21 protein-coding genes are annotated in these 22,855 nt (G+C 63.7%); 13 read left to right on the top strand and 8 right to left on the bottom strand.

The genetic code is table 11. The annotated features are described in order from the left end of the window. Positions 1-78: 78 nt before the first annotated feature. The 6 genes from C8C98_RS11670 to C8C98_RS11645 form a co-directional block, all read right to left on the bottom strand. Complete coding sequence (locus C8C98_RS11670; protein ID WP_121454412.1) at positions 79-1,656, bottom strand: ABC transporter substrate-binding protein; 1,578 nt, start codon at positions 1,654-1,656, stop codon at positions 79-81. A gap of 59 nt (positions 1,657-1,715) precedes the next feature. Then, the gene (locus C8C98_RS11665) at positions 1,716-2,933 is read right to left on the bottom strand and encodes a M20 aminoacylase family protein (protein WP_121454411.1); all 1,218 of its coding nucleotides are present in this window, start codon (positions 2,931-2,933) and stop codon (positions 1,716-1,718) included. Positions 2,934-3,056: 123 nt separating this feature from the next. Next, on the bottom strand, positions 3,057-4,037 hold the full coding sequence (locus C8C98_RS11660; protein ID WP_121454410.1) for an ABC transporter permease: 981 nt from the start codon (positions 4,035-4,037) through the stop codon (positions 3,057-3,059). Positions 4,038-4,297: 260 nt separating this feature from the next. Then, complete coding sequence (locus C8C98_RS11655) at positions 4,298-5,872, bottom strand: ABC transporter substrate-binding protein (RefSeq protein WP_121454409.1); 1,575 nt, start codon at positions 5,870-5,872, stop codon at positions 4,298-4,300. Positions 5,873-6,199: 327 nt separating this feature from the next. Further along, positions 6,200-7,348, bottom strand: coding sequence for a porin (locus tag C8C98_RS11650; RefSeq protein ID WP_121454408.1), 1,149 nt, complete (start codon positions 7,346-7,348; stop codon positions 6,200-6,202). A 329-nt stretch (positions 7,349-7,677) separates the two neighbouring features. Next, positions 7,678-8,718: a porin gene (locus C8C98_RS11645; protein ID WP_121454407.1), complete on the bottom strand. Its 1,041-nt coding sequence runs from the start codon at positions 8,716-8,718 to the stop codon at positions 7,678-7,680. A 303-nt stretch (positions 8,719-9,021) separates the two neighbouring features. Between C8C98_RS11645 and coq7 the strand changes: the two genes are divergently transcribed. Continuing rightward, positions 9,022-9,639 (top strand): 2-polyprenyl-3-methyl-6-methoxy-1,4-benzoquinone monooxygenase, encoded by a 618-nt coding sequence (coq7, locus tag C8C98_RS11640; RefSeq protein ID WP_121454406.1) that lies wholly within the window; start codon positions 9,022-9,024, stop codon positions 9,637-9,639. Positions 9,640-9,689: 50 nt separating this feature from the next. On the opposite strand, the gene C8C98_RS11635 is transcribed toward coq7, so the two are convergent. Beyond that, positions 9,690-10,139, bottom strand: a complete 450-nt coding sequence (locus tag C8C98_RS11635; RefSeq protein WP_121454405.1) for an OsmC family protein — start codon at positions 10,137-10,139, stop codon at positions 9,690-9,692. A 411-nt stretch (positions 10,140-10,550) separates the two neighbouring features. Here C8C98_RS11635 and ilvA point away from each other — a divergent pair, with 411 nt between their 5' ends. From ilvA to C8C98_RS11620, 3 genes are all read left to right on the top strand, one after another. Then, positions 10,551-12,113 (top strand): threonine ammonia-lyase, biosynthetic, encoded by a 1,563-nt coding sequence (ilvA, locus tag C8C98_RS11630; protein WP_121454404.1) that lies wholly within the window; start codon positions 10,551-10,553, stop codon positions 12,111-12,113. 75 nt (positions 12,114-12,188) lie between these two features. Continuing rightward, positions 12,189-12,998, top strand: a complete 810-nt coding sequence (locus tag C8C98_RS11625; RefSeq protein WP_121454403.1) for an adenosylcobinamide-GDP ribazoletransferase — start codon at positions 12,189-12,191, stop codon at positions 12,996-12,998. Further along, positions 12,995-13,615, top strand: a complete 621-nt coding sequence (locus C8C98_RS11620; RefSeq protein ID WP_121454402.1) for a histidine phosphatase family protein — start codon at positions 12,995-12,997, stop codon at positions 13,613-13,615. Before C8C98_RS11625 ends, C8C98_RS11620 begins: the two co-directional genes overlap by 4 nt. 63 nt (positions 13,616-13,678) lie before the next feature. Here C8C98_RS11620 and C8C98_RS11615 read toward each other — a convergent pair whose 3' ends face one another. After that, on the bottom strand, positions 13,679-14,128 hold the full coding sequence (locus tag C8C98_RS11615; protein ID WP_121454401.1) for a type II secretion system protein N: 450 nt from the start codon (positions 14,126-14,128) through the stop codon (positions 13,679-13,681). A 48-nt stretch (positions 14,129-14,176) separates the two neighbouring features. Here C8C98_RS11615 and gspG point away from each other — a divergent pair, with 48 nt between their 5' ends. The 9 genes from gspG to gspD all read left to right on the top strand — a co-directional run bounded on the left by gspG (position 14,177) and on the right by gspD (position 22,693). Continuing rightward, positions 14,177-14,629, top strand: a complete 453-nt coding sequence (gspG, locus tag C8C98_RS11610; protein ID WP_370450381.1) for a type II secretion system major pseudopilin GspG — start codon at positions 14,177-14,179, stop codon at positions 14,627-14,629. A gap of 190 nt (positions 14,630-14,819) precedes the next feature. Next, on the top strand, positions 14,820-15,242 hold the full coding sequence (locus tag C8C98_RS11605; RefSeq protein ID WP_255423195.1) for a prepilin-type N-terminal cleavage/methylation domain-containing protein: 423 nt from the start codon (positions 14,820-14,822) through the stop codon (positions 15,240-15,242). After that, positions 15,239-15,628, top strand: a complete 390-nt coding sequence (gene gspI / locus C8C98_RS11600; RefSeq protein ID WP_121454398.1) for a type II secretion system minor pseudopilin GspI — start codon at positions 15,239-15,241, stop codon at positions 15,626-15,628. The genes C8C98_RS11605 and gspI overlap by 4 nt, the downstream gene beginning before the upstream one ends. Before the next feature lie 27 nt (positions 15,629-15,655). Further along, a complete protein-coding gene (locus C8C98_RS11595) occupies positions 15,656-16,321 on the top strand; it encodes a type II secretion system protein J (protein ID WP_121454397.1) in 666 nt (221 codons plus the stop codon). Next, a complete protein-coding gene (gene gspK / locus C8C98_RS11590) occupies positions 16,318-17,331 on the top strand; it encodes a type II secretion system minor pseudopilin GspK (protein ID WP_158600164.1) in 1,014 nt (337 codons plus the stop codon). The genes C8C98_RS11595 and gspK overlap by 4 nt, the downstream gene beginning before the upstream one ends. A 62-nt stretch (positions 17,332-17,393) precedes the next feature. Then, a complete protein-coding gene (gene gspL / locus C8C98_RS11585) occupies positions 17,394-18,653 on the top strand; it encodes a type II secretion system protein GspL (protein ID WP_121454396.1) in 1,260 nt (419 codons plus the stop codon). Then, positions 18,650-19,189: a type II secretion system protein GspM gene (gene gspM / locus C8C98_RS11580; protein WP_121454395.1), complete on the top strand. Its 540-nt coding sequence runs from the start codon at positions 18,650-18,652 to the stop codon at positions 19,187-19,189. Before gspL ends, gspM begins: the two co-directional genes overlap by 4 nt. Before the next feature lie 152 nt (positions 19,190-19,341). Beyond that, positions 19,342-20,085 (top strand): type II secretion system protein N, encoded by a 744-nt coding sequence (gspN, locus tag C8C98_RS11575; RefSeq protein WP_158600194.1) that lies wholly within the window; start codon positions 19,342-19,344, stop codon positions 20,083-20,085. A gap of 4 nt (positions 20,086-20,089) precedes the next feature. Further along, positions 20,090-22,693, top strand: a complete 2,604-nt coding sequence (gspD, locus tag C8C98_RS11570; RefSeq protein ID WP_158600163.1) for a type II secretion system secretin GspD — start codon at positions 20,090-20,092, stop codon at positions 22,691-22,693. Positions 22,694-22,855: the final 162 nt, after the last annotated feature.

The following is a 22,855-nucleotide window of genomic DNA, read 5'->3' as shown; positions in this document are numbered from 1 at the left end:
GCGGTCAATAAAACAAGCTAAATCCAGCGCCAATGAGCGCAAGCCAGCAAAAGAGACCTCAAAGAAAATGCGAAACCATCAAGGGATGCTGATCCACTTGAAGTGCATGAAGTTGTCGGCCAGCTGCACGATCTTGACCTTCTTGCTCACGCCCCAGGCCAGGGCCTGCTGGTGCAACGGGATGTGACCGATGTCGGCGGCGTGCAGATCAAACGCTTCCTTGATGTAGGCGTTGCGCTTGGTCTTGTCGGTCTCGGCCTGGACTTTCTTGGTCAGATCGTCCACCGCTGGGTTGCAGTAGGCGCCCAGGTTGAACTGGCCAGCACCCTTGTCGTCCACGCAGGCCATGATGGCGTTCAGGGCGTTGTGCGCGTCGTAGGTGGCGGGGGTCCAGCCCAGCATGTAGAAGCTGGTGTCACGGCGCAGCACCTTGGGGAAATACGTGCCCTTGGTTTCGGCCTGCAGGTTGACCTTGACGTTGATGCGCGAGAGGTTGGCGGCCACGGTCTGGCAGATGCGACCATCGTTCACATAGCGGTCGTTGGGGCAGTTCATGCCCACTTCAAAGCCGTTGGGGTATCCCGCCTCGGCCATCAGTTTCTTGGCGGCCTCGACGTCGTAAGGCAGGCGCTTCATGTCGGGCTGAAAGCCGTTGACGCCCGGGCCAATCATCTGCGCCGAGGGGTTGGAGGCACCGCGCATCACAGTCTTCTTGATGCCCTCGATGTCGATGGCCTGGTAGAAGGCCTGACGCACGCGCTTGTCCTTGAAGGGGTTCTTGCCCTTGACGTTCGAGTACAGCAGCTCATCGCGCTTTTGGTCCATGCCCAGGAAGATGGTGCGCAGCTCAGGGCCCGTGATGGCACGGGTGTTGGCGCTGCTGTTGACGCGGTCGATGTCCTGCACGGGCACGGGTTCCATCACGTCCACTTCGCCCGAGAGCAAGGCGGCCACGCGCGTGGCATCGTTGCCGATGGGGGTGAACACCACCTCGGTCACGTTGCCTTCGATCTTTCCCCAGTAGGAGCCATTGCGCGTGAACACGGTGCGCACGTTGGGTTGGCGCTCGCGCACGCGGAAGGGACCGGTGCCGTTGGCGCGGAAGGACGCGGCGTTTTCAATGCCCTTGCGGCGGTCTACCGGCACGGTGGCCTGGTTGGTCTCGCACCACTTCTTGCTCATGATGTACACGAGCGAGAGCACGTCGGGCAGGATGGGGAACGGCGTCTTGGTCTCGATCTCGACTGTGTGGCTGTCGATCTTGCGCACTTCCTTGAAGTCGTTGGTGTAGCTCTTCATGTCAGAGCCTTCAACCTGGGTGCGGGCCAGGCTGAACAACACGTCGTCGGCCGTGAAGGGACTGCCGTCGTGAAACTGCACGCCCTTGCGCAGTTCAAACCGCCACACGGTGGGGGCGGTCTGCTTCCAGCTGGTGGCCAATGCGGGGGCCAGGCTCAGGTCTTTGTTGCGGCCCACCAGGGGCTCGTACACGTTGCCCGTCACGCTCAATTGCAGGGTTTCGTTGAGCGAGTGCGGGTCCATCGACAGGGAGTCCCCTTGGTTGGCGATGCGCACGGTCTGCGCGCTGGCCACAAGGCCTGCAGCAGACAAAGCGACAAACAATGCGGTCGCGGTGATTTTCCGTTGGATGCTCATGCGGTTCTCCTGGGAGGGTGGGGAAATGGCGGAAGCCGGTGGTCTGTGCCCAGCCGGCATCAGGGCGTGGGCAAGGGCATGGCCTGCTCGATCAGGCTCGCATGCAGCGCAGAGCCCAGCGGCAAGATGTCGTCGTTGAAGTCGTAGCGGCTGTTGTGCAGCGCGCTGCCACTGGCACCTGTGCCCTGGCCGATGCGCAAGTAAGCACCGGGCTTGGTTTGCAGCATGAAGGAGAAGTCTTCAGCGCCCATGCTGGGCTCCAGGTCGCGCACCATATGGTCAGCCCCCACCAGCGACTCGGCCACGTCGCCCGCAAAAATGGCTTCGCTCTCGGAGTTGATCGTGGCGGGGTAAATGCGCTCGTAATGGACGGTGGCGGTGGCGCCAAAGCCCAGGGCAATGGCGCTGCACAACTCCTGCAGGCGCTTTTCCACCTGCTCTTGCACCACGGGATTGAAGGTGCGTACGGTGCCCACCAGCGTGGCAGAGCCCGGCAACACGCTGAAGGCCCCCAGCTCGCCTGCCTTCATGGCGCACAGGCTGACCACGGCGCTTTCCAGAGGACGCACGTTGCGCGAGACGATGCTTTGCGCCGCCGTGATGATGTGGGCGGCCACCAGCATCACATCCACGGTTTGGTAGGCGTGTGCCCCATGGCCGCCACGGCCCGTGATTTCGATGGTGATACGGTCGGCCGCAGCCATCATTGGGCCGGGGTTGATGCCCACGGTGCCCGGCTTCATGGCGGGCCAGTTGTGCATGGCGTAAATGGACTGCACGGGGAAGCGGTCGAACAACCCGTCTTCCATCATCACGCGGGCGCCCGCAAAGCCTTCTTCACCGGGCTGAAAGACCAGCACGGCCGTGCCGTCAAACTCGCGCGTAGCGGCCAGGTAGCGGGCTGCGCCCACCAGCATGGCGGTGTGCCCGTCGTGCCCGCAGCCATGCATCAGCCCAGGCTTGCAGGACTTCCAGGCGAAGTCGTTGTGCTCTACCAGGGGCAGCGCGTCCATGTCGGCGCGCAGCCCCACCATGGCACCGCTGGCCACGCTGCGCCCACGCACCACGGCGACGATGCCAGTGCGGCCAATGCCTTCGTGGATCTCGTCCACACCGCACACCTTGAGGGCTTCAACCACGCGCTTGCCGGTGTAGACCTCTTCAAAGCCCAGCTCTGGGTGCGCATGCAGATCGCGCCGCAGGGCCGTCAACTCAGGGTGAAACTGGGAGATGTGGGCAAAGGCCCTGCCTCCAGCCTTGTATCGAAGCGATTGCATCTCAGGCGTCCAGAAAATGCGTACAGCATCGACAGCCAGCGAAGGCTGCGTATCTAGCCCTTGCGCTGGGGGCGCCCCCACTCTGGGGGGAAGGCGCGAAGCGACTCAAGGGGTGCTTCATCTCTAGTGCCCTCCAGCCTTGCCCACGCGAAGGCGTGGATCGACCACGAAGTACAGCAGATCCACCACCAGATTGATCACCACAAAAATCAACGCAATCAGGCACAGGTAAGCCGCCATCACAGGGATGTCGGCAAACGTGACGGCCTGAATGAACAGCAGGCCCATTCCAGGCCACTGGAACACGGTCTCGGTGATGATGGCGAACGCGATCAAGCCGCCCAGCTGCAAACCGGTGATGGTGAGCACTGGCACCAGCGTGTTCTTGAGGGCATGGCCAAAGTGGATCGCTCGGTTGGACAGGCCGCGCGCGCGCGCAAACTTGATGTAGTCGGTGCGCAGCACCTCCAGCATCTCGGCGCGCACTAGGCGCATGATCAAGGTGAGCTGGAAGATCGCCAGCGTGATGGCTGGCAGCGTGATGTGGTGCCAGCCCTTGGCCTTGAGCAGCCCGGTACTCCACCAGCCCATCTGCACCACTTCACCGCGCCCAAAGCTGGGGAACCAGCCCAGCGTGACCGAGAACACCAAGATCAGCAGGATACCGATCAGGAAAGTGGGCAATGACACGCCCAGCAAAGAGATGGTCATGATCAGCTGGCTGCTGAAGCTGCCCCGTTTAAGGGCGGCATAAACCCCCATGGGCACGCCCACCAGCAGCGCCAGAAAAGCTGCGACCAGCGCCAGCTCCAGCGTGGCCGGGAAACGCTCTGCAATCAGGCGCGACACCTTGGCGCCCTGGCGCAAGCTCAGGCCAAACTCGCCCTGGGCTGCATTCACCAAAAAGTGCCAGAACTGCACGATAAAGGGCTGGTCCAGCCCCAACGCAGCGCGCAGCTCACGAATCTGCTCAGGGGTGGCATCTTGCCCCAGCAGGAACACCACAGGGTCGCCCACATACTGGAACAGCATGAAGGCAATGAAGGCCACCGTGACCATCACAATCACTGCCTGAATCAGGCGGCGCAAAATAAATGCAAGCATCGGAGAGTCGAGTTTGTTTTCGAAAGCGTGCCAGCGCTGCTTTTGGCAACGAGGACACTGGTTGGCACCACCCAGTGCAGCAAACCGCCTGGGATCAAGCGCGCCCGCTTGGCGGGATTGTCGCGCGGACAATGACGTGCCACCGCTAAAACCCTATGGCCGCTGACTCAGCGGCGCCACTTGGCACCTTAGCAAGAAAACCGAGGGCCGTGGCCCTCGGTTTTCGCATACACACTGTCAGTCTGCGAGCACTCGCAGCATCAATTGACCTTGACCATGCGCATGTCCACACGGTTGTCTGCGCGGTGCACCATTTCCACATTCTTCTTCATCGCCCAAGGAATCACTTGGTCATGCAGCGGAATGTGCGACACGGTGTCGTTGGACAACTGAAGCGCTTCCGTCAACATGCGAGCACGCACGGGGGCATCGGTTTCCACCTTGATGCGGTCTACCAGGTAGTCCATGCGCTGGTTACTGTAGCGGCCCACGTTGTAGTTGCCGTCGCCGCCCGCGCCCACGGTGCGCACCAGCGACTGCAGGCTATACAGCGCGTCGAAGGTGGGAACGCCCCAGCCCAGCATGTAGATGCTGGCTTCGTTGCGCTGGATCATCGGGAAGTAGTTGACCAGTGGCAGCGTGCGCAGCTTGGCCTTGACCCCCACACGCGACCACATGGCCGTCACGGCTTGGCAAATGGCCTCGTCGTTGATGTAGCGGTTGTTGGGGCAGGCGAAGTCCACCTCGAAACCATCGGGATAGCCTGCTTCAGCCAGCAGTTTCTTGGCGGCGTCCACGCTGTAAGGCATGCGCTTGCCCACGGCTTCCGTCCAGCCCGCCACCTGCGGTGCCACCAATGTGCCCGTGGGTTTGCCCAGGCCCCGCATGATGCTGCGCGAGATCGTGTCGGCATCAATGGCCTGGTACAGAGCCTTGCGCACACGCATGTCCTTCAAGGGGTTCTTGCCCTTGATGTTGGAGCCAGGCAGCTCGTCACGGTACTGGTCCATGCCCAGAAAAATGGTGCGGTTCTCAAGACCATCGACCACCTTGAGATCGGGGTTGGCACGCAGGCGGGCCAAATCTTGAGGCGTTGGATCAATCACGAAGTCCACTTCACCGGACAACAGCGCAGCGATGCGCGTGGCGGCAGACTTGATCGGGGTGTAGACGATCTCGGTGGCATTGCCTTCCATCTTGCCCCACCAGTTCGGGTTGCGCTTGAAGACCATACGCACATCGGGCTGCCAGGACTCCAGGGTGTAGGGGCCCGTGCCCATCGCATTGCGGTGGGCGTATGTTTCTTCGGTGCCCTTGATGTCCTTGGGCTCCACCGACTTGTTCTTTTCTGCCCAGGCCTTGCTCATGATGCGCAGCTCTGTCAGTTGGCGCAGCAGCACGGGATTGGGCGACGTCAGCAAGATGTCGATGTTCTTGGCATCCACCTTCACCACCTTGGAGATGCCCTGGGTGAATGGAGTGAAGTTGGAAGTTTTGGCCATGGCGCGGTTGAGGGAGTACACCACGTCATCCGCCGTCATGACCGAGCCGTCATGGAACTTGACGCCCTCGCGCAGGGTAAAGCGCATTTGCGTGGGGCTGACCTCGCGCCATGCGGTTGCGAGCACGGGCTCTACTTGGAAAGTACGGCTGTTGTAGTACACCAGGCTTTCATACACATTGGCGTGCAAGCCGCTTTGCAGCGCGTTGTTTTGCGAGTGGATATCCCACGTGGAAATTTCACCCTGGCTCGTCCACTTGAAAGGCTTGGCCTGCACTGCGGGCACAAACGACAAGGCCACAGCGGCGGACAAAAGAACGTACTTAAACTTCATGGAACATTCTCTTCAAAATTTTTACTATGCAGTAAAGATAAGGTAAATCCAATGGGGTATCCCTGAATTCCCGCATGCCTTGTGGCCATTTCTTGACCTATTCGGACACACTGGCATCTACGCAAAATTGGTGCCAAATTGCATAAATCGCCCCAAAAAAAGACACCGGGCACTTTGCAGATCACTCTTTCGGAGCAACCCACAAAATCACCCAGTGTTTTCAACCGACAACCCAGTCCGCAAACCCCACCACGCGGACTGGTCTCGGCCATCTCCTCCGTGCCCGCCCACTGACAAGCAGCAATCAGGCACCAACCATCACCAACATCAGAAACGGTGGCGCAGCCCTACCGTGAAACCTGTGCGGCTCTTGGCACCATTCACACCCACGCCTGCAGCGCTGCTGCTCAAAGACACATTGCCCTTCAGGCGCGTGTTGTCGACTTCAACGTAGGCATCTGTGCGCTTGGAGAACGCGTAGTCCAAAGCCATGGTGAAGAAGTTGGCCGTGGCATCCGCAGTCGCCACCGTACCAGACTGCTTGGCATGGAAGTAATGTGCGCCCAGGTTGATTTGTGGCGTCAGCTGGTAGCCCACACCCACCTTGTAAATTGTGCGCTTGTTGGCCTGCAGGAAGGCAGAGCCACCAAAGCCGCCATTGATGGTGCCTTGCCACATAGCGCCCAGCACAGCGAGGTCGGTCGCGCTGGTCAGCGGATCAACCTTGTTCTCACCATAGCCAGCGTTGAAGTACCAGTCGCCAGTGCGGTAAGAGCCGCCCAGAGTCCAGGCTTCAACTTCTTTACCAGAGGCGAACTTGTAGCTCTCGTAGCCCAGACCAGCAGCCACACCGCCTGTGGCATAGCGCAGGTAGCCACCCACAGTCTTACCACCTGTGGGGCTCTTTTCGTCGAACGAGTACTGCAAGGCACCACGCACAGGGCCAATCTCAGCCATGTACTTGACCATGTTGTCAGCACGCGCACCCAGCGAGAAGCCAATTTCTGGCTTGTAGACATCCATATAAGGCGAATAGGGGTACGAAGCGTAGGTGCTGGTGACCAGATCAAACAGCACGTTGTACTGACGACCCAGCGTTACACGGCCATAGCCGCCTTGCAGGCCCACCCAGGATTGCTGGAAGTAAGGACCCGTGGCGCCGGAGTTTGGCGATCCTGTATCGGCACCAAAACGGTTCTCCATATTGACGAGTGCTTTGGCGCCGCCACCCAAGTCTTCAGAGACGTTGATACCCCAACGGCTTTGCGACATGCCACCACCAACAAGTTGGTTCAGTGACTGACCCACATTGGTGGCGGGGCCTTCGTTGTTCGTGTGACGGTAAGCCACATCCACAATCCCGTAAAGCTGCACGGAACTGGTGCCCGCACCAGCCGCAGCTTGGGCAAAGGCAGAACCGGAAACGAGAGCAACAGCTCCCAAGGCGAACAGTCTCTTGGCGTCTACTTTTTTCATGGATCCCGTCTCTTTCTGTGGTTGGTGTGGTACCCAGCCAGTTTAGTAATTGCACTCCAGCGTGGAACTTTTTGTTGCACGTTCCACACACAGGCTTTCCCTAATAGAACGGCCGTTCTATTTTTCAAAGAAGAGGCATCTTGCACACCCGCCGCACCCAATAAGCGCGTCCAGCCATAAGCGAAATCACCAAGACGCAACCCCAACAAGCGAGGAAACAGAGAAACCGCCGCCCCAACTCATATCGCATAAGCATAAAAAAAGCCACCCCGCTTTCGCGGGGTGGCTTCCTCTCATTTCAATGCCAGCGGGCTCACGCCCGCATGCCATTAGAAGGAGTGACGAATGCCGAACTCGTAACCGTTGGCGTTCTTGCCTTGGGCTTGAGTGAAGGACAGGCCACCAGGAGTAGCGCCGAACGTTGCAGCGCCCTTGTTCTTCACGTGAGCCAGAGTACCGTACAGAGCTGTGCGCTTGGACAGGTCATACACGTAACCGATGGCGAACTTTTGGCCGTCGTCAGCACTGTTTTTCTTGTCCACGTCGTTGTACGAAACGCGGACAGTGCCTGGACCCACAGGAGCCGTCAGACCCAGCAGATAGCTTTGGAACTTGGTTTGCACCGCTGCCTTGTTCTTTTCTTGGTTGAAGCCGATGAATGGCTTCACAACACCCAGGTCATAGCTGGCGAAAATATTGAACTGGTCAGCGTCAGCAGCTGCGGAAGCACCGCGGCCCTTTGCGAAGGCGATAGCTGTGTCCAGAGGACCGTTGCGGTAGCCGATACGGGCGCCGAGGTAGTCACCAGCCTTGTCGTAAGCAGCGTTCGACAGGGATTCGCCGAACACGTACTGCACTTGACCGTAGATGCCGCCCAAGTTGGAAGGCAGAATGTAGCTGATGCCGTTGCCCTTACGGGTTTCGATCACGCCAGCGAAGTGGTTCTTGCCGATAGAAGCGCCAACGCCGTTATCGCCGAACACGTCAGCTGCTGTGGAGTTGACATAGCCAACAGTCAGTTCGCGACCCAGACGCACTTCACCGAAGCCGCCAGCCAGGCTCAGAGTCGAGCGACGCTTGAATTCAAAACCAGGACCTGCAGCGCCGCCGCCTTGGCCAGTGCCTGTGTCGTTCTGAACGGCACCTTCCAGCCAGAAACCAGCCTTCAGACCGCCACCCAGGTCTTCTTCACCGCGGAAGCCCAGACGGCTGGTGGCCAGACCGCTGTTGGTCACGCCGGTCACCGAAGTGCCACCGGAGGAAACGCGGCCAACGCCAGCGTCAACGATACCGAACAGTGTCACGGAAGACTGAGCCATTGCAGCGCCGGAAGCAGCCAGCACAGCCAGGGCAATCAGGGATTTTTTCATTGCGAGTTACTCCAAGGTTAAACATAGGGCGCCGGTACGAGGGGTCTTGGGTGCCAGGCACCAGCATAGTCCCGCCGGTTCCCCGGGCCAACCTCCTGGTGGGGAAGTTGCGCCTATTGCACCAGAGCGCGCCAGGTTTCGCAAAGGAATTCACCCACAATTGCCCGGAACGCGGAAAATCGTTGCAGTGGTGCAACAACCCTTAAAGCAAAAAGTTAACAAACTTCTCCCTTGCAACGACCGTTATTGCAAGCGATTTATTTGTATCTGATTGAAATTTCCAAGTCAAAACACATTCTTTCCATGGACCGCCTACTTTCCAGTCTCGATAACGCGCTGCGGACGCTGTTTGCCCAGCCGCGTGCCAGTGAATCAACCCCGGCAGCGCATATGCAAGAAGCAGACCTGAGCGCAAACGAAAAGAAGCTCGCAGGCGCCTTGATGCGAGTGAACCATGTCGGGGAAGTGTGCGCCCAGGCGCTTTACAGCGCGCAAGCACTGGCCACGAAAGACGAAGCCCTGCGCGCCCACCTACTGGAGGCGGCCAGAGAAGAAACCAACCACCTGGCCTGGACGCACCAGCGGTTGCAAGCGCTGGGCGACCGCCCTAGCTTGCTCAACCCTCTGTGGTTCACCGGGGCGTTTGCGTTGGGATGGGTGGCTGCCAAAGTGAGTGACCGGGTCAGCCTGGGTTTTGTGGTCGAGACCGAAAACCAGGTCGCCGCGCACTTACAAAGCCACCTGTCGCGGCTGCCAGAGGCCGATCTGGCCTCGCGGGCGGTAGTAGCCCGCATGAAAGATGATGAGGAACGGCATGCAGAGCAGGCCCATCTGCTTGGCGCCTTCCCACTGCCGCCCATTGCGAAAGGCATGATGAGAGCGGCGGCCAAGGTCATGACGACCACCGCGCACCGCATCTAAACCCCACCGCCGGCCTGCCCAAGCCCAGCCCGTCAACAGGCCGCGCCTTCTCAGGCTTCAACGATGTCGAAACCCGTCGTGATGTCGGCCGTCTTGCCCAGCATGATGCTGGCCGAGCAGTATTTATCGTGGCTCATGGCGATGGCGCGCTCTACGGCGGCAGCCGGAATGCCGCGCCCGGTCACCGTGAACTGCATGTGGATTTTGGTAAAGACCTTGGGATCCACCTCAGCGCGCTCGGAGGTGAGCTTGACGCTGCAGCCCCTCACGTCGTGCCGACCGCGCTTGAGAATCAGCACCACGTCATAGGCAGTGCAGCCCCCGGTGCCAGCCAACACGGTTTCCATGGGCCGTGGGGCCAGGTTCTGGCCGCCATTGGCGGGGTTGGCGGCATCTGGGGCGCCATCCATGGTCAAAACATGGCCGCTGCCGGTTTCTGCAACGAACCCCATGCCTGAGCGCGTGCCCGAGGCCCCTGTCCAACTGACGGTGCATTCCATAGATTTCTCTCCTGTGGTGCGCATTAGAACCCGTCCAATGCGTGGTTTTTTTCGCACGAATTCGTTGTGCGGCTGAAAATTCGCTGTGAATTTTGCTGCATCGCAACAAGCATCCGGCTAGAATTCGATCAAGCGCGGTCACTTTGAACACAAATGGCCGATGGCAACCAGTACAAACACTGACTTGCTACGCACCGATTGTCTCCTCCATCTCCTCAAAGGATGGATTCAGCCCCAAGCCTCACGGCCTGGGGCTTTTTTTTGGCCTGATGGCGCCCTACCCCACGGCGCCCCAAGAAGGGGACAGATCCAGGAACCTGCCCGCAGCAGCGCCCCGACGATCCCAATGCTCCTGCACCACTATGATGTGTGCCCCTGCCTGCCCCGCAGCGCGGGTGACCCAATCGCCCCATGACACAGCCACTCACCCCCGCCGATTACCTGAAAAAGATCCTCACCGCCCGCGTCTACGACGTGGCTGTGGAATCCCCCCTGGAGCCCGCCAAGAACCTGAGCCATCGCCTGAAGAACCGGGTGCTGCTCAAGCGTGAGGACCAGCAGCCCGTCTTCAGCTTCAAGCTGCGGGGGGCGTACAACAAGATGGCCCACCTCACACCGGCGCAGCTCGAGCGTGGCGTGATCTGCGCCTCGGCTGGCAACCACGCCCAGGGCGTGGCCATGAGCGCCCAGCGCCTGGGCGTGCGCGCGGTCGTCGTCATGCCCACCACCACACCGCAGCTCAAGGTGGATGCCGTCAAGACACTCGGCGGCGAAGTCGTGCTGTTTGGCGACAGCTACTCCGACGCCTACGGCCACTCTCTGAAGCTTGAAAAAGCACAGGGCCTGACCTTTGTGCACCCGTTCGACGACCCCGATGTGATTGCCGGGCAAGGGACGATCGCCATGGAAATCCTGCGGCAACTGCAAAGCCTGGGCAGCAACCAGCTCAACGCGGTGTTCGTGGCGATTGGTGGCGGCGGGCTGGTCAGCGGCGTGGCCAACTACATCAAGGCCGTGCGGCCCGAGATCAAGATCATTGGCGTGCAGATGAACGACTCGGACGCGATGATCCAGTCCGTCAAGGCACACGAGCGCGTCACTCTGGCCGATGTGGGCCTGTTCTCAGACGGCACCGCCGTCAAGCTGGTGGGCGAAGAAACCTTCCGCGTGGCTGCTGGGCTGGTGGACGAATTCATCACGGTGGACACGGACGCCGTGTGCGCCGCCATCAAGGACGTGTTCGTGGACACGCGCAGCATCGTCGAGCCCGCAGGGGCCCTGGCTGTGGCCGCCATCAAGCAGTATGTGGACACGCACCACACCGAGGGCGAGACCTATGCCGCCATCTTGTGCGGCGCCAACATGAACTTCGACCGCCTGCGCTTTGTGGCCGAGCGCGCCGAGGTGGGCGAAGAGCGCGAAGCCCTGTTCGCCATCACCATTCCCGAAGAGCGCGGCAGCTTTCGCCGCTTTTGCGAAGCCGTGGGCGCCCTGCCCGGCGGCCCGCGCAACGTCACCGAGTTCAACTACCGCATCAGCGATGCCGCCCGCGCCCATGTGTTTGTGGGCCTGACCACGCGCGGCAAGGGCGAGTCGGCAACGATTGCGCAGCATTTCAGCCAGCAAGGCTTTGAGGCACTGGACCTGACCCACGACGAGCTGGCCAAGGAGCATTTGCGCCACCTGGTGGGCGGCCACTCGGCCCTGGCTCAAGACGAGCGACTGTTGCGCTTTGTCTTCCCCGAGCGGCCCGGCGCGCTGCTCAAGTTCCTGAGCCTGATGCAGCCGACCTGGAACATCAGCCTCTTTCACTACCGCAACCAGGGCGCCGACTATGGCCGCATCCTGGTCGGCATGCAGGTGCCAGCCGAAGACACCGCTACGTTCGATGCCTTCCTGGCCACCCTGGGCTACCCGTATGTGGACGAGACGAACAACCCGGCGTACCGGCTGTTCTTGCGCTCCGGCTCTTGATAAAAATGGCTGCCAGCGCTTACGAATCAAGCGCTGGAAGCTATCAAATCAATAGTAAAACTCTCACACCCCGCCATGCAAGCCCTGCGCCACTACCTGCTGGCCGTGCAGTTCTTCACCCGCATTCCTGTCACGGGGCGGCTGGCCGACTGGGTGGGGTACAGCCCGGCCATGCTGCGCGCCAGCGCGGCGCACTTTCCGGGCATTGGCTGGCTGGCGGCGGGCTTGTCGTGCGCCGTGGTGGCGCTGCTGCACTGGGGGCTGGGCGCGCAGCCCATGACCCCACTGGTGGCCGCAGTGCTCAGCACCGTGGCCACGGTGGTGATGACCGGCGGCTTTCATGAAGATGGCTTGGCCGATGTGGCCGACGGTCTGGGCGGCAGCTACGACCGAGAGCGCGCGCTGGACATCATGAAAGACTCGCGCGTCGGGGCGTTTGGGGCCATGGCGCTGGTGCTGGCCCTGCTGGCCAAGGTGAGCCTGCTGGCGCTGCTGGGCGCACACAGCCTGGGGGCCGTACTGGCCGCTTTGGCGGGCGGGCATGTGCTCTCGCGCCTGTGGCCGCTGTTCATCGTGCGTTGGCTGCCGCATGTGGGCGACACAGCCCGCTCCAAAAGCAAGCCACTGGCCGACCAGATATCGCGCAGCGCGCTGGCAGCCGCCGCCTTGTGGTGTTTTGTGCCGCTAGCGCTGGTCTATCAAGCGCAAGCAGCTACGTTTTTAATAGCATCCATCACTCTCAGCATGGCAGCTGCAGCCTGGATGGGACGCTGGTTTGCCCGGCGCCTGCAGGGCTTTACCGGGGACTGCCTGGGCGCCACCCAGCAAGTGGGCGAAATCGGCTTTTACCTAGGGGCGGCACTGGCCCTGGGCGCGGCACGGTGAACACGGCCGCCCTGTGGGTGGTGCGGCATGCGGCGCCCTGCATCGCGCCCGGCACCTGCTACGGCCTGCTGGATGTGCCCGCAGACCCCGAGGCCACCCAGATTGCCGCACAGCGGCTGGCAACCTCGCTGCCCAATCACCTGCTGTTGCGCCACTCACCGCTACAAAGATGTGAGCAGCTAGCGCTTTCTCTGTGCGCCCTACAAGTTAATTTGATTAGCAATGCGGACGTGCGCCTGCGAGAGATGGACTTCGGCCAGTGGGAGGGCCGCTTGTGGGTCGACATCGCTCGCCATGAACTGGACGCCTGGACGCAGGACTTCACCCGCTACCGCCCCGGCCAAGGCGAAGACCTGGCCAGCATGCTGACCCGGGTGAGCACGGCCTTGGACGAGTCGCGACAACACCTGCAGCGCGGCACCCATGTGGTCTGGATCACGCATGCCGGGGTCGCCCGGTGCGTGGATTGGCTGGTCAGGCAAGGCAGCCTGGCTGCGGCGTTGCAAGTCACGGCAGAGCAATGGCCGCTGCACGCACCCGGGTTTGGAGCATGGCAAACCTATGCGATGGCCCCGCACGGTGTGCTGGCTGCGCTGCAACAGGCGCAGCAGGTGTAACAACCGTAACTGCAGCGGTCTTTCCGCAACACTGAAACCGGTCGCGCAGGGCCCTCAAAAAGATCAGCCCTTGGGCGGCATCTCCAGGCGCACCGTGGTGGGTCCATCCACCGTGGCCCCCAGCGCCGCCTGGCGCGGGCCCAGCGACTGCAATACCAGCCCAGCATCCACCTGCGCCCCAATGCGGTAAGGCCGCGCAGGTTTGCCGTCCATAGCGATCAATGCGGCGCCGCCGCCGCTGCTACGGCCCGACAGCACGCCCTGCAGCGCAAACCGGCTAGAAGGCGCGGCCACCGGGGCCTTGACCACCGCCGTAGCGGGCGATGCGCCCAGCAAGCGCGCCAGCGCACCCGCATCGGGCGCGGCAGGGGCTGCAGCCGCCACAGGCACTGCCACCCCAGAGGGCCTGGAAGACAAGCGCAGACCCCAATAGACCACGCTGGCGCCCGCCGCAGCCCACAAGACCAGAGTCCCCAACCGCATGCCCCATTGAGAGTGTGTGTTTGTCACCATGCGCAGATTATGATTCACGCGATCCGAGATCACCCGAGAACGCCTGCAGTGAACACCTCTCCCTCATTTTTCGTGCGCTCCGCCCGCCAACGTCTGGCCCGGGGCTTCACCCTCATTGAATTGATGGTGGTGATGGTCATCATTGGCGTGCTGGCCGCGCTGATCGTGCCCAACGTGCTCGAACGTGCCGACGACGCCCGCGTGACGGCCGCCAAGACCGACATCGCCAACATCGTGCAGCAGCTCAAGATGTACCGCCTGGACAACCAGCGCTACCCCTCGGCCGAACAAGGCCTGCAGGCCCTGATTGCCAAGCCGACTTCCGGCCCCATCCCCAACAACTGGAAGCCCTACCTGGACAAGCTGCCCAACGACCCCTGGGGCCGCCCTTACCAGTACCTGAGCCCCGGCATCAAGGGCGAGATCGACGTGATGTCGTTTGGCGCCGACGGACAGTCGGGCGGCGAAGGCAAGGATGCGGACATTGGCAGTTGGCAGTGATGCCCCATTCTTTGCCACGCCCTACCACCTCATGAAACTGGCACGCCCCAGGCGAGGGATGCCTTGGAGCTGGCTTCGCCAGGCCACTGGCGTCAGCCCCTCGGGGGCTGAGATGCCGCGGCTCCAAGCCTGCCTGCGCAGGCTCGGACGGCATCGAAGAGCTGCAGCCTCTGGCGGCGGCACCGAGCGGGTGGCGGCTCAGCGGGGGTTCACTCTTCTAGAGATGCTGGTCGTCATCAGCATCATGGCGCTGGCCACGGCCGGGGTGTCCATGGCCATCCGCGACAACGGCCAGACCGTGCTGGAGCGCGAGGCCGCGCGGCTGGCCGCACTGCTGGAATCAGGCCGGGCTCAGTCGCGCTCCACCGGGGCCCCCGTGCGCTGGCGAGCGACGGAGCAAGGCTTCAAGTTTGAGGGCCTGCCCGCCAGCGCCCTGCCCAGCCAATGGCTGGACCCAGGTGTCACGGTGCGCGGCACCGCTGTATTGCTGCTGGGGCCCGAGCCACTCATTGGCCCCCAGCAAGTGGTCATCACCCACCAGAACTACCCCGACCGCGCCCTGCGCGTGGTCACCGACGGGCTGCGCCCCTTCACGGTGGAGTCTCTGCCATGACGCCGCAGTACAGGGCCTGCCGCCCCATCTGCCGCCCAGCTCGCGGCTTCACTCTGGTGGAAGTGCTGGTCGCCCTGGCCATTGTGGCCATTGCGCTGCTGGCAGGCACCCAGGCCGCCAGCACGCTCACACGCAATGCCCAGCGCCAGTCCGACATCGTGCTGGCCCAGCTGTGCGCTGAAAACGAACTCATCAAAGCCCGCCTGTCGCGCCAGATGCCCAGCGTGGGCGACAGTACCGAGCCCTGCGAACAAGCGGGTCGGCAGTTCACGGTGAACGTGATCGTGCGGCCCACGCCCAATCCACAGTTCCGGCGCATGGATGCGCAGGTGTTTGATGCAGATATTTCCATCCTGCGCATCTCCACCATCATCGGGAGGAACTAGATGCGCCCCTTGATCCGACCGAGCGGCATGGCAAAACCAGCCCTGCGCGGCTTCACGCTCATCGAGCTGCTGGTCGCCATCACCGTGATGGCGCTCATCGCCATCTTGAGCTGGCGCGGCATCGACGGCATGGTGCGCACGCAAGAAGCCACCCGCCAGCGCGCCGACGACATGCTGGTGCTGCAAGCCTCCCTGGCCCAATGGGGAGCCGACCTGGACGCGCTGGTGTCCCCGCTGGCCCACACCACGCCGCTGGACTGGGATGGCCAAGTGCTGCGCCTGACGCGCCGCAGCACCGCCGTACCCGACGAAGGCCCCGTGGTGGTGGCCTGGACGCGCCGCGAGACCAATGCCGGGGCACAGTGGCTGCGCTGGCAGTCCCCCACCGTGCGCACCCGCACCCAATGGCAAGAGGCCTGGGCACGGGCCGCGCAATGGGCCCGCACCCCGGGCGATGCCGAGCGCCGCAGCGAGGTAGCGCTCATCCCCATCGACGGCTGGCAATTGTTCTACTACCGGGGCGGTGCCTGGTCCAACGCGTTGTCCAGCGTAGGCACAGTGCCCGGCACCGACGGCAGCAGCACCCTGCCTGAAGGCATACGCCTGCAAATCACCCTCAGCCCCGGTGGCGCGCTCAGCGGCCTGCTGGTGCGCGACTGGATCAACCCCGCGCTGGGGGGCAGCCGCACATGACGCAGCACACGCACTCCAAGCCCCAGCCACGGAGCGCTCTGCGCCAGACGGGGGCCGCCCTGCTGGCCGCCATGCTCACCGTGACGCTGGTGGCCACCTTGGCCGCCGCCGCGATGTGGCAACAGTGGCGCGCCGTCGAAGTGGAAACCGCCGAGCGCGGCCGGGTACAAGCCGCGTGGATCTTGGTGGGCGCACTGGACTGGTCGCGGCTGATCCTCAAATCAGATGCCAACTCCGGCGGCGCTGACCACTTGGCAGAGCCCTGGGCCATCCCGCTGCAAGAAGCGCGTTTGTCCACCTTTTTGGCGGCCGAGGGCAACGTCTCCCAGGTGGACGATGCCAGCACAGACACCACCGACGCCTTTCTGTCGGGTCAGATCACCGACATGCAAAGCCGCTTGAACCTCACCAGCCTGGTCGATGCCGGGCAAGTGCAAGCCGGGGGGCTCAAACAGTTCACCCGTCTGTTTGAGCGGCTGGGCTTGCCCCAGCAGCAGCTCACGTCGCTGGTCGAAGCCTTGCGCAAAGCCCAGTCGGCAGCAGGCACTGACGATGCCAACGCCCCCCTCATGCCCCAGACCGTTTCGCAACTGGGCTGGCTGGGGGTGCCCGCCAGCACCATCGCCATCCTGAGCCCCCATATCACCATCTTGCCCGTGCGCACCCCGGTGAACCTGAACACCGCGCAGCTGGATGTGCTGTGGGCCGCCATCGATGGAATCGACCTGGCCAGCGCGCAAAAGCTCATTGCCAGCCGAGAATCGCGCCACTTCAAGGTGCTCAACGATGCCATAACGTTGCTTGGAACAAACACTGTGCCAGACACAGATCTGATCACGGTCGCCTCACGCTTCTTTGAAGTGCGTGGGCGCCTGCGGCTGGGCGAATCCGTTGTGGACGAGCGCTCCCTGGTGCGCAAAGACAGCGCCATCAGCGTCGTGACACTCTGGCGCGAGCGCGGCGTTTTCGACCGCGACCCAGGCGCTGTGGCCGCACAGGCATCCCGCTGACAGGGCAGAACATGCCCCCAACCGACATGCCAGCCCCCTAAAATGGCCTGCAAAACCTGCCCATGAGCTCCCTGATCCTTACCCTGCCCCTGACGCCACCGGGCATCGCCACCAAATACAGCTACACGCTGACATCGGACGGCCACACCGCCACCGACCACGCGCGTGCAGCTGCCGCCTTGCTGCCCGAGCCCTCACGCCCCGGCGGCGAAGTGGTGGCCATGGTGCCGATCTCGGCCCTGTCATGGCAGAGGGTGCAACTGCCCCCCGGCATTCCGCTGGGCCCCAACCACCAGACCCCGCGCCTGCGCTCAATTCTGGAAGGCCTGCTGGAAGACCGCCTGCTGGACGACCCCGCCCAACTGCACTTTGCGCTGCAGCCCGGCGCCGAGGCCGGCAGCCCCGTGTGGGTCGCGGTGTGCGACCGCAGCTGGCTGCGCGACAACCTGCAGGCGCTGGAAGCCGCAGGCCGCGCCGTGTCGCGTGTGGTGCCTGAGTTTGCACCCGGCCCCACAGCCAGCGGCGCCACCGAAATCTGCGCCCTGGGCAGCCCGAGCGAGCCGCAAATGATCCTATGCGGCCAGGGCCCCGACCAGAGTGTGACCATGCTGCCCCTGTCAGCCGCCGTGCTGGCACTGGCAGGGCTCACATCCACCACCGACGACAACGCCCCCGCCCCCGTGGTGCGCGCCGACCCGGCCGTGGCCGAGGTGGCCGAGCGCACCCTGGGCCGCCAGGTCACACTGCACACTGCCACCCAGCGCGCTCTGGATGCCGCCCGGGGCGACTGGGACCTGGCCCAATTTGAACTGGCCAGCACCAGCCGCATCCGTGCCATGCGCAAGGCAGGCACGGCCGCCAGCGCGCTGTTGTATGCCCCCCAGTGGCGCGCCGCACGCTGGGCCGCCGCCTTGCTGGTGGGCGTGCATCTGGTGGGCTTGAACCTGTGGGCCTGGCAAGAAAAGCAGGCCTTGGCCGCCAAGCAGGTGGCCGTGCGCAATGCACTGACCACCACCTTCCCTCAGGTCAAAGTGGTGGTGGACGCGCCCGTGCAGATGGAGCGCGAACTGGGCCTGCTGCGCCAAAAGGCTGGCAGCGTATCGCCGCGTGACCTGGAACCCCTGATGGCAGCCGTGGGCGCCAGCCTGCCGGACGACCGCGTGCCCACCACCCTGGAATTTGCCCCCGGCGAGCTGCGCCTGCGCGGCGTCACCCTGGCCCCCGACGAGGAATCTGTGTTCAACACCCGACTGCAGGCCGCTGGCTACAGCGCGCGCACTGAAGATGGCACCCTGCTGGTGCGTGCCGAGGGGACGCCATGAGCCGCGCCGCCGCCCTGCAAGCGCGCTGGAAGGCCCTGGCCCCGCGCGAACAAAGCCTGGTGATGGCAGCCGCTGGCGTGGTGCTGCTGGCCCTGTTGTGGTGGGTGGCCCTGGCCCCAGCCCTGGGCACCTTAAGCCAAGCGCCCGAGCTGCATGGCAAGCTCGACTTGCAACTGCAGCACATGCAGCGCCTGCAGGCCGAAGCCCAGCAACTGCAAGCCCAGCCCCAGACCTCGCCCACCGACGCCGTGGGCGCGCTGCGCGCAGCACTTACCCAGCGCCTGGGCACTGCCGCCCAGATGAATGTGCTGGGCGACCGCGTCACCGTTACCCTCAAAGGCGCACCGGCCGATGCCGTGGCCCAGTGGCTGGCCCTGGCCCGCACCAATGCGCGCGCCGTGCCGGTCGAATCGCGCCTGACACGCAGCACTGCCGCCACCCCGGCCAATGCCGGTCCGGCCACGCTGGGCAATACCGGAGCCGCACCGGTGCCCCGCTGGGACGGCACCGTGGTGCTGGCCCTGCCCGCCCGTTGACACAGACTGTGCCCCGCACCGCACCCCACACCGTGTCTACCCGAACCCGATCCAGCGCCAGTCGCTCCAACAGTGCAGGCCACTCCAGCAGCAAGGGCCGCTCACGTTCGCGCAGCGCCTCCAAGCCGCCCCGCGCCCCTTGGGGCTGGGCCATTGCCGGAGCCCTGGCAGGGCTGCTGCCCGCCATAGTGGTCTTTGCCCCCGCACAGTGGCTGACCCAGCGGCTGAGTGCCGCCACCGGGGGCCAGGTGCAATTGACGCAAGCGCGTGGCACTGTGTGGACCGGCTCCGCCCAGCTGGTGTTGACCGGTGGCGGCGCCAGCCAAGACCGTGCAGCCCTGCCCGGCCGACTGGAGTGGCAGCTGCGCCCCTCCTGGAGCGGGCTGCGTCTGCAGGTGCATGCCAGTTGCTGCACCCAGCAACCCATTCAGGCCCGCATCCAGCTGCAGCTGGGGCGCGTGCGCCTGGCGCTGCAAGACAGCAGCAGCCAATGGCCGGCCGCCGTGCTGGCCGGGCTGGGAACGCCCTGGAACACGCTGCAGCCGCAAGGGCAATTGATGTTGCAAACCCGGGGGCTGGAGGCCGTCTGGTCTGCCGGGCGCATGGTGCTGGCAGGCACGGCGCAACTCGATGCCATGTCCATGTCCTCGCGCCTGTCCACCCTGCGCCCCATGGGCAGCTACCGGCTGAACCTGGCGGGCGGCGAAGTGCCTACCCTCACCCTCAGCACCCTGCAAGGGCACCTGCAGCTCAGCGGCAGTGGCCAGTGGGTGGGGCAACGCCTGCGCTTTACCGGAGAGGCCACTGCGGCCCCTGACCGCGAAGCGGCACTGGCCAATCTTCTGAATATCATCGGGCGGCGCAGCGGCGCACGCTCCCTCATTACCGTGGGTTGACCCTATGACGACTTCCATCTTTTCGCCACGTCTGCGCTTTGCTATGAATAGCATAGCTTTCAGCGCTTTTCTGGCGTGCCTTAGCGGCCAAATTCATGCACAAACTGCGGTGGGCACGGGCACCAGCAGCGTGCGCTCGGGCGAGCCGGTCACCCTCAACTTTGCCAACGCCGAGATCGAAGCCGTGGCTCGCACCATGGCCACCATCACCGGGCGCAACGTGGTGGTGGACCCCCGCGTGAAGGGACAGCTCACCCTGATCACCGAGCGGGCGGTGCCCCCGGCCGCTGCGTTCCAGCAGTTTCTGGCAGCGCTGCGCCTGCAGGGCTTCACGGTGGTGGAGTCTGCGGGCCTGTACAAGGTGGTGCCCGAGGCCGATGCCAAGCTGCAAAGCGGTGGCGTGAGTGTGTCGCAAGGCGGCTCAAGCGGCCCCAGCGGCGGGCAGATCGTCACGCAGATCTTCAAGCTCAACTTTGAGAACGCGGCCAACCTGGTGCCGGTGCTGCGCCCGCTGATCAGCCCCAACAACACCATCAACGTGAACCCCGGCAACAACTCGCTGGTGATCACCGACTACGCCGACAACCTGCAGCGCCTGGCCCGCATCATCGCGGCCATGGATGTTTCCAACGCCACCGATGTGGAGGTGATTCCGCTGCGCAACGCGGTGGCGGCCGATATGGCGCCGCTGGTGTCGCGGCTGATCGACGGCAGCAGCAGCGGTGCGGCGGCCGGTGCAGCGCAGGGGCAGTCAGACAACTCCTTCAAAACCACGCTGCTGGCCGAGCCCCGCAGCAATTCGCTGATTCTGCGTGCCGCCAACCCGGCACGCGTCGCGCTGGTGCGCATGCTGGTCGAAAAGCTGGACCAACCACCGGTGCCCGGTAGCGCCGCGTCCACCGGCAACATCCATGTGGTGTACCTGAAGAACGCCGACGCCACCAAGCTGGCGACCACACTGCGTGCGGCCATGGCCAGCGCCAACGGCAACGGCAGCTCCAGTGGCGGCGGCGTGTCTGCCAGTAGCTCCAGCACGGGCAACACCAGCGCAATGTCGCTGGGCAACAGCACGAGCAGCAGCAATGGCGGTGGCCTGGGCTCCAGCGGCGGCCTGGGGGCCAGCACAGGCAGCAGCGGCGGTGGCGCCACCAGCAACCAACCTTCGACCGGCGGACAAATCCAGGCCGACCCCACCACCAACTCGCTCATCATCAGCGCCCCCGAACCCCAGTACCGCCAGCTGCGCGCCGTGATCGACAAGCTCGACGGCCGCCGCGCGCAGGTGCTGGTCGAAAGCCTGATCGTGGAAGTCTCGGCGAGCAAGCTTGCACAGTTCGGCATCCAGTGGCAGGGCACCGTAGGCAGCAGCGGCAGCGGCACCGTGGGGGTGATCGGCACCAACTCTGGCACGGCGGGCACCAACATTCTGAGCGCCACAGCGGCGCTGGCCACGGGCTCCACATCCAGCATTGCCACTGCCGTCGGCTCGCTGGGTGGCGGCTTGAACATGGCACTGGCACCGCGCATCAATGGCCAGTATTACCTGGGCGCGTTGGCCAACTTCCTGCAAAACAGCGGCGATGCCAACGTGCTGTCCACACCCAACCTGATGACGCTGGACAACGAGGAAGCCAAGATCGTCATCGGCAACAACGTGCCGTTTGTGACAGGCTCCTACGCCAACACCACTGGCAGCAGCACCGTGAACCCGTTCAACACGGTAGAGCGCAAAGACGTGGGCCTGATGCTGCGCGTGCGCCCACAGATCAGCGAGAACGGCACGGTGAAGATGGCGATTTACCAGGAGGTCTCGAAGATCGACGCCTCCACGCTCAAGGACACCAACGGGCCCACCACCAGCAAGCGCTCCATCGAGTCGAACGTGGTGGTGGACGACGGCAACATCATCGTGATTGGCGGCCTGCTGGAAGACAGCTACTCGCAGGCCGAAGACAAGGTGCCAGTGATGGGCGATATCCCCGTGGTGGGCGCCCTGTTCCGCAGCGAAAACCGATCGCGCAAGAAGACCAACCTGATGGTGTTCCTGCGCCCCGTCGTGGTGCGCGACGCTGTCACCAGCGACGCCCTCATGGCCGATCGGTACGAGTCCATCCGCGCGCTGCAGCAAGTGGTGCAGCCCGCCTCCAACCCGGTGATGCGCTCCGTGTCTGGCGCGCCCATCCTGCCGCCACTGGAGCCCCGCCCCCGCGCAGAGGCCCCGGCGCCCAGCCCCGCAGCCCCTGCGGATGTGCCCGTACCGCTGATGCCACAGCAGGTGGTGCCGCCCGTAGTTACGCCCGCACCCGCTGCAGCCCCTGTGTCGGCCGCGCCCGTGCCGCCAGCCACCGAGGCCGCAGCCCACACCGACCCAGCATTGCCGCCCGCGTATTTTGTGAACGTGGGCATTTTTGCCAACGACAAAACCGCCACCGATGCAATGAACAAGCTGCGCAAAGCGGCACTGCCGATGAATGTGCAGACCGTCAACACCAACCGGGGCAACCGCACCCGCGTGCAGGTGGGCCCGTTCAACACGCAGCAGGCGGCAGACAAGGCGGCTGTGTCGGTGCGCGCCCTGGCGCTCGAAGCCGACGTGATTCGGCAGTGAGCGGTGCGCTAGCGTGCTGCGCCCTGGACGCAAGATGGCTCCGCCCGGCTGCACACGCGCCACGGCGGGGTCGGTGTTTGGCAGACAGCCTCTTTGTCTGCACACACCGCGTGCACTGCGCCTGAATTTCTGAGCAGCCCCTGGCCTTCTGGCCCCCATGAG

This window comes from Acidovorax sp. 106, assembly GCF_003663825.1.
GTDB lineage: Bacteria > Pseudomonadota > Gammaproteobacteria > Burkholderiales > Burkholderiaceae_C > Acidovorax.
The sequence above is the reverse complement of the archived record's forward strand: the minus strand, read 5'-3'. Positions and strand labels throughout refer to the sequence as shown.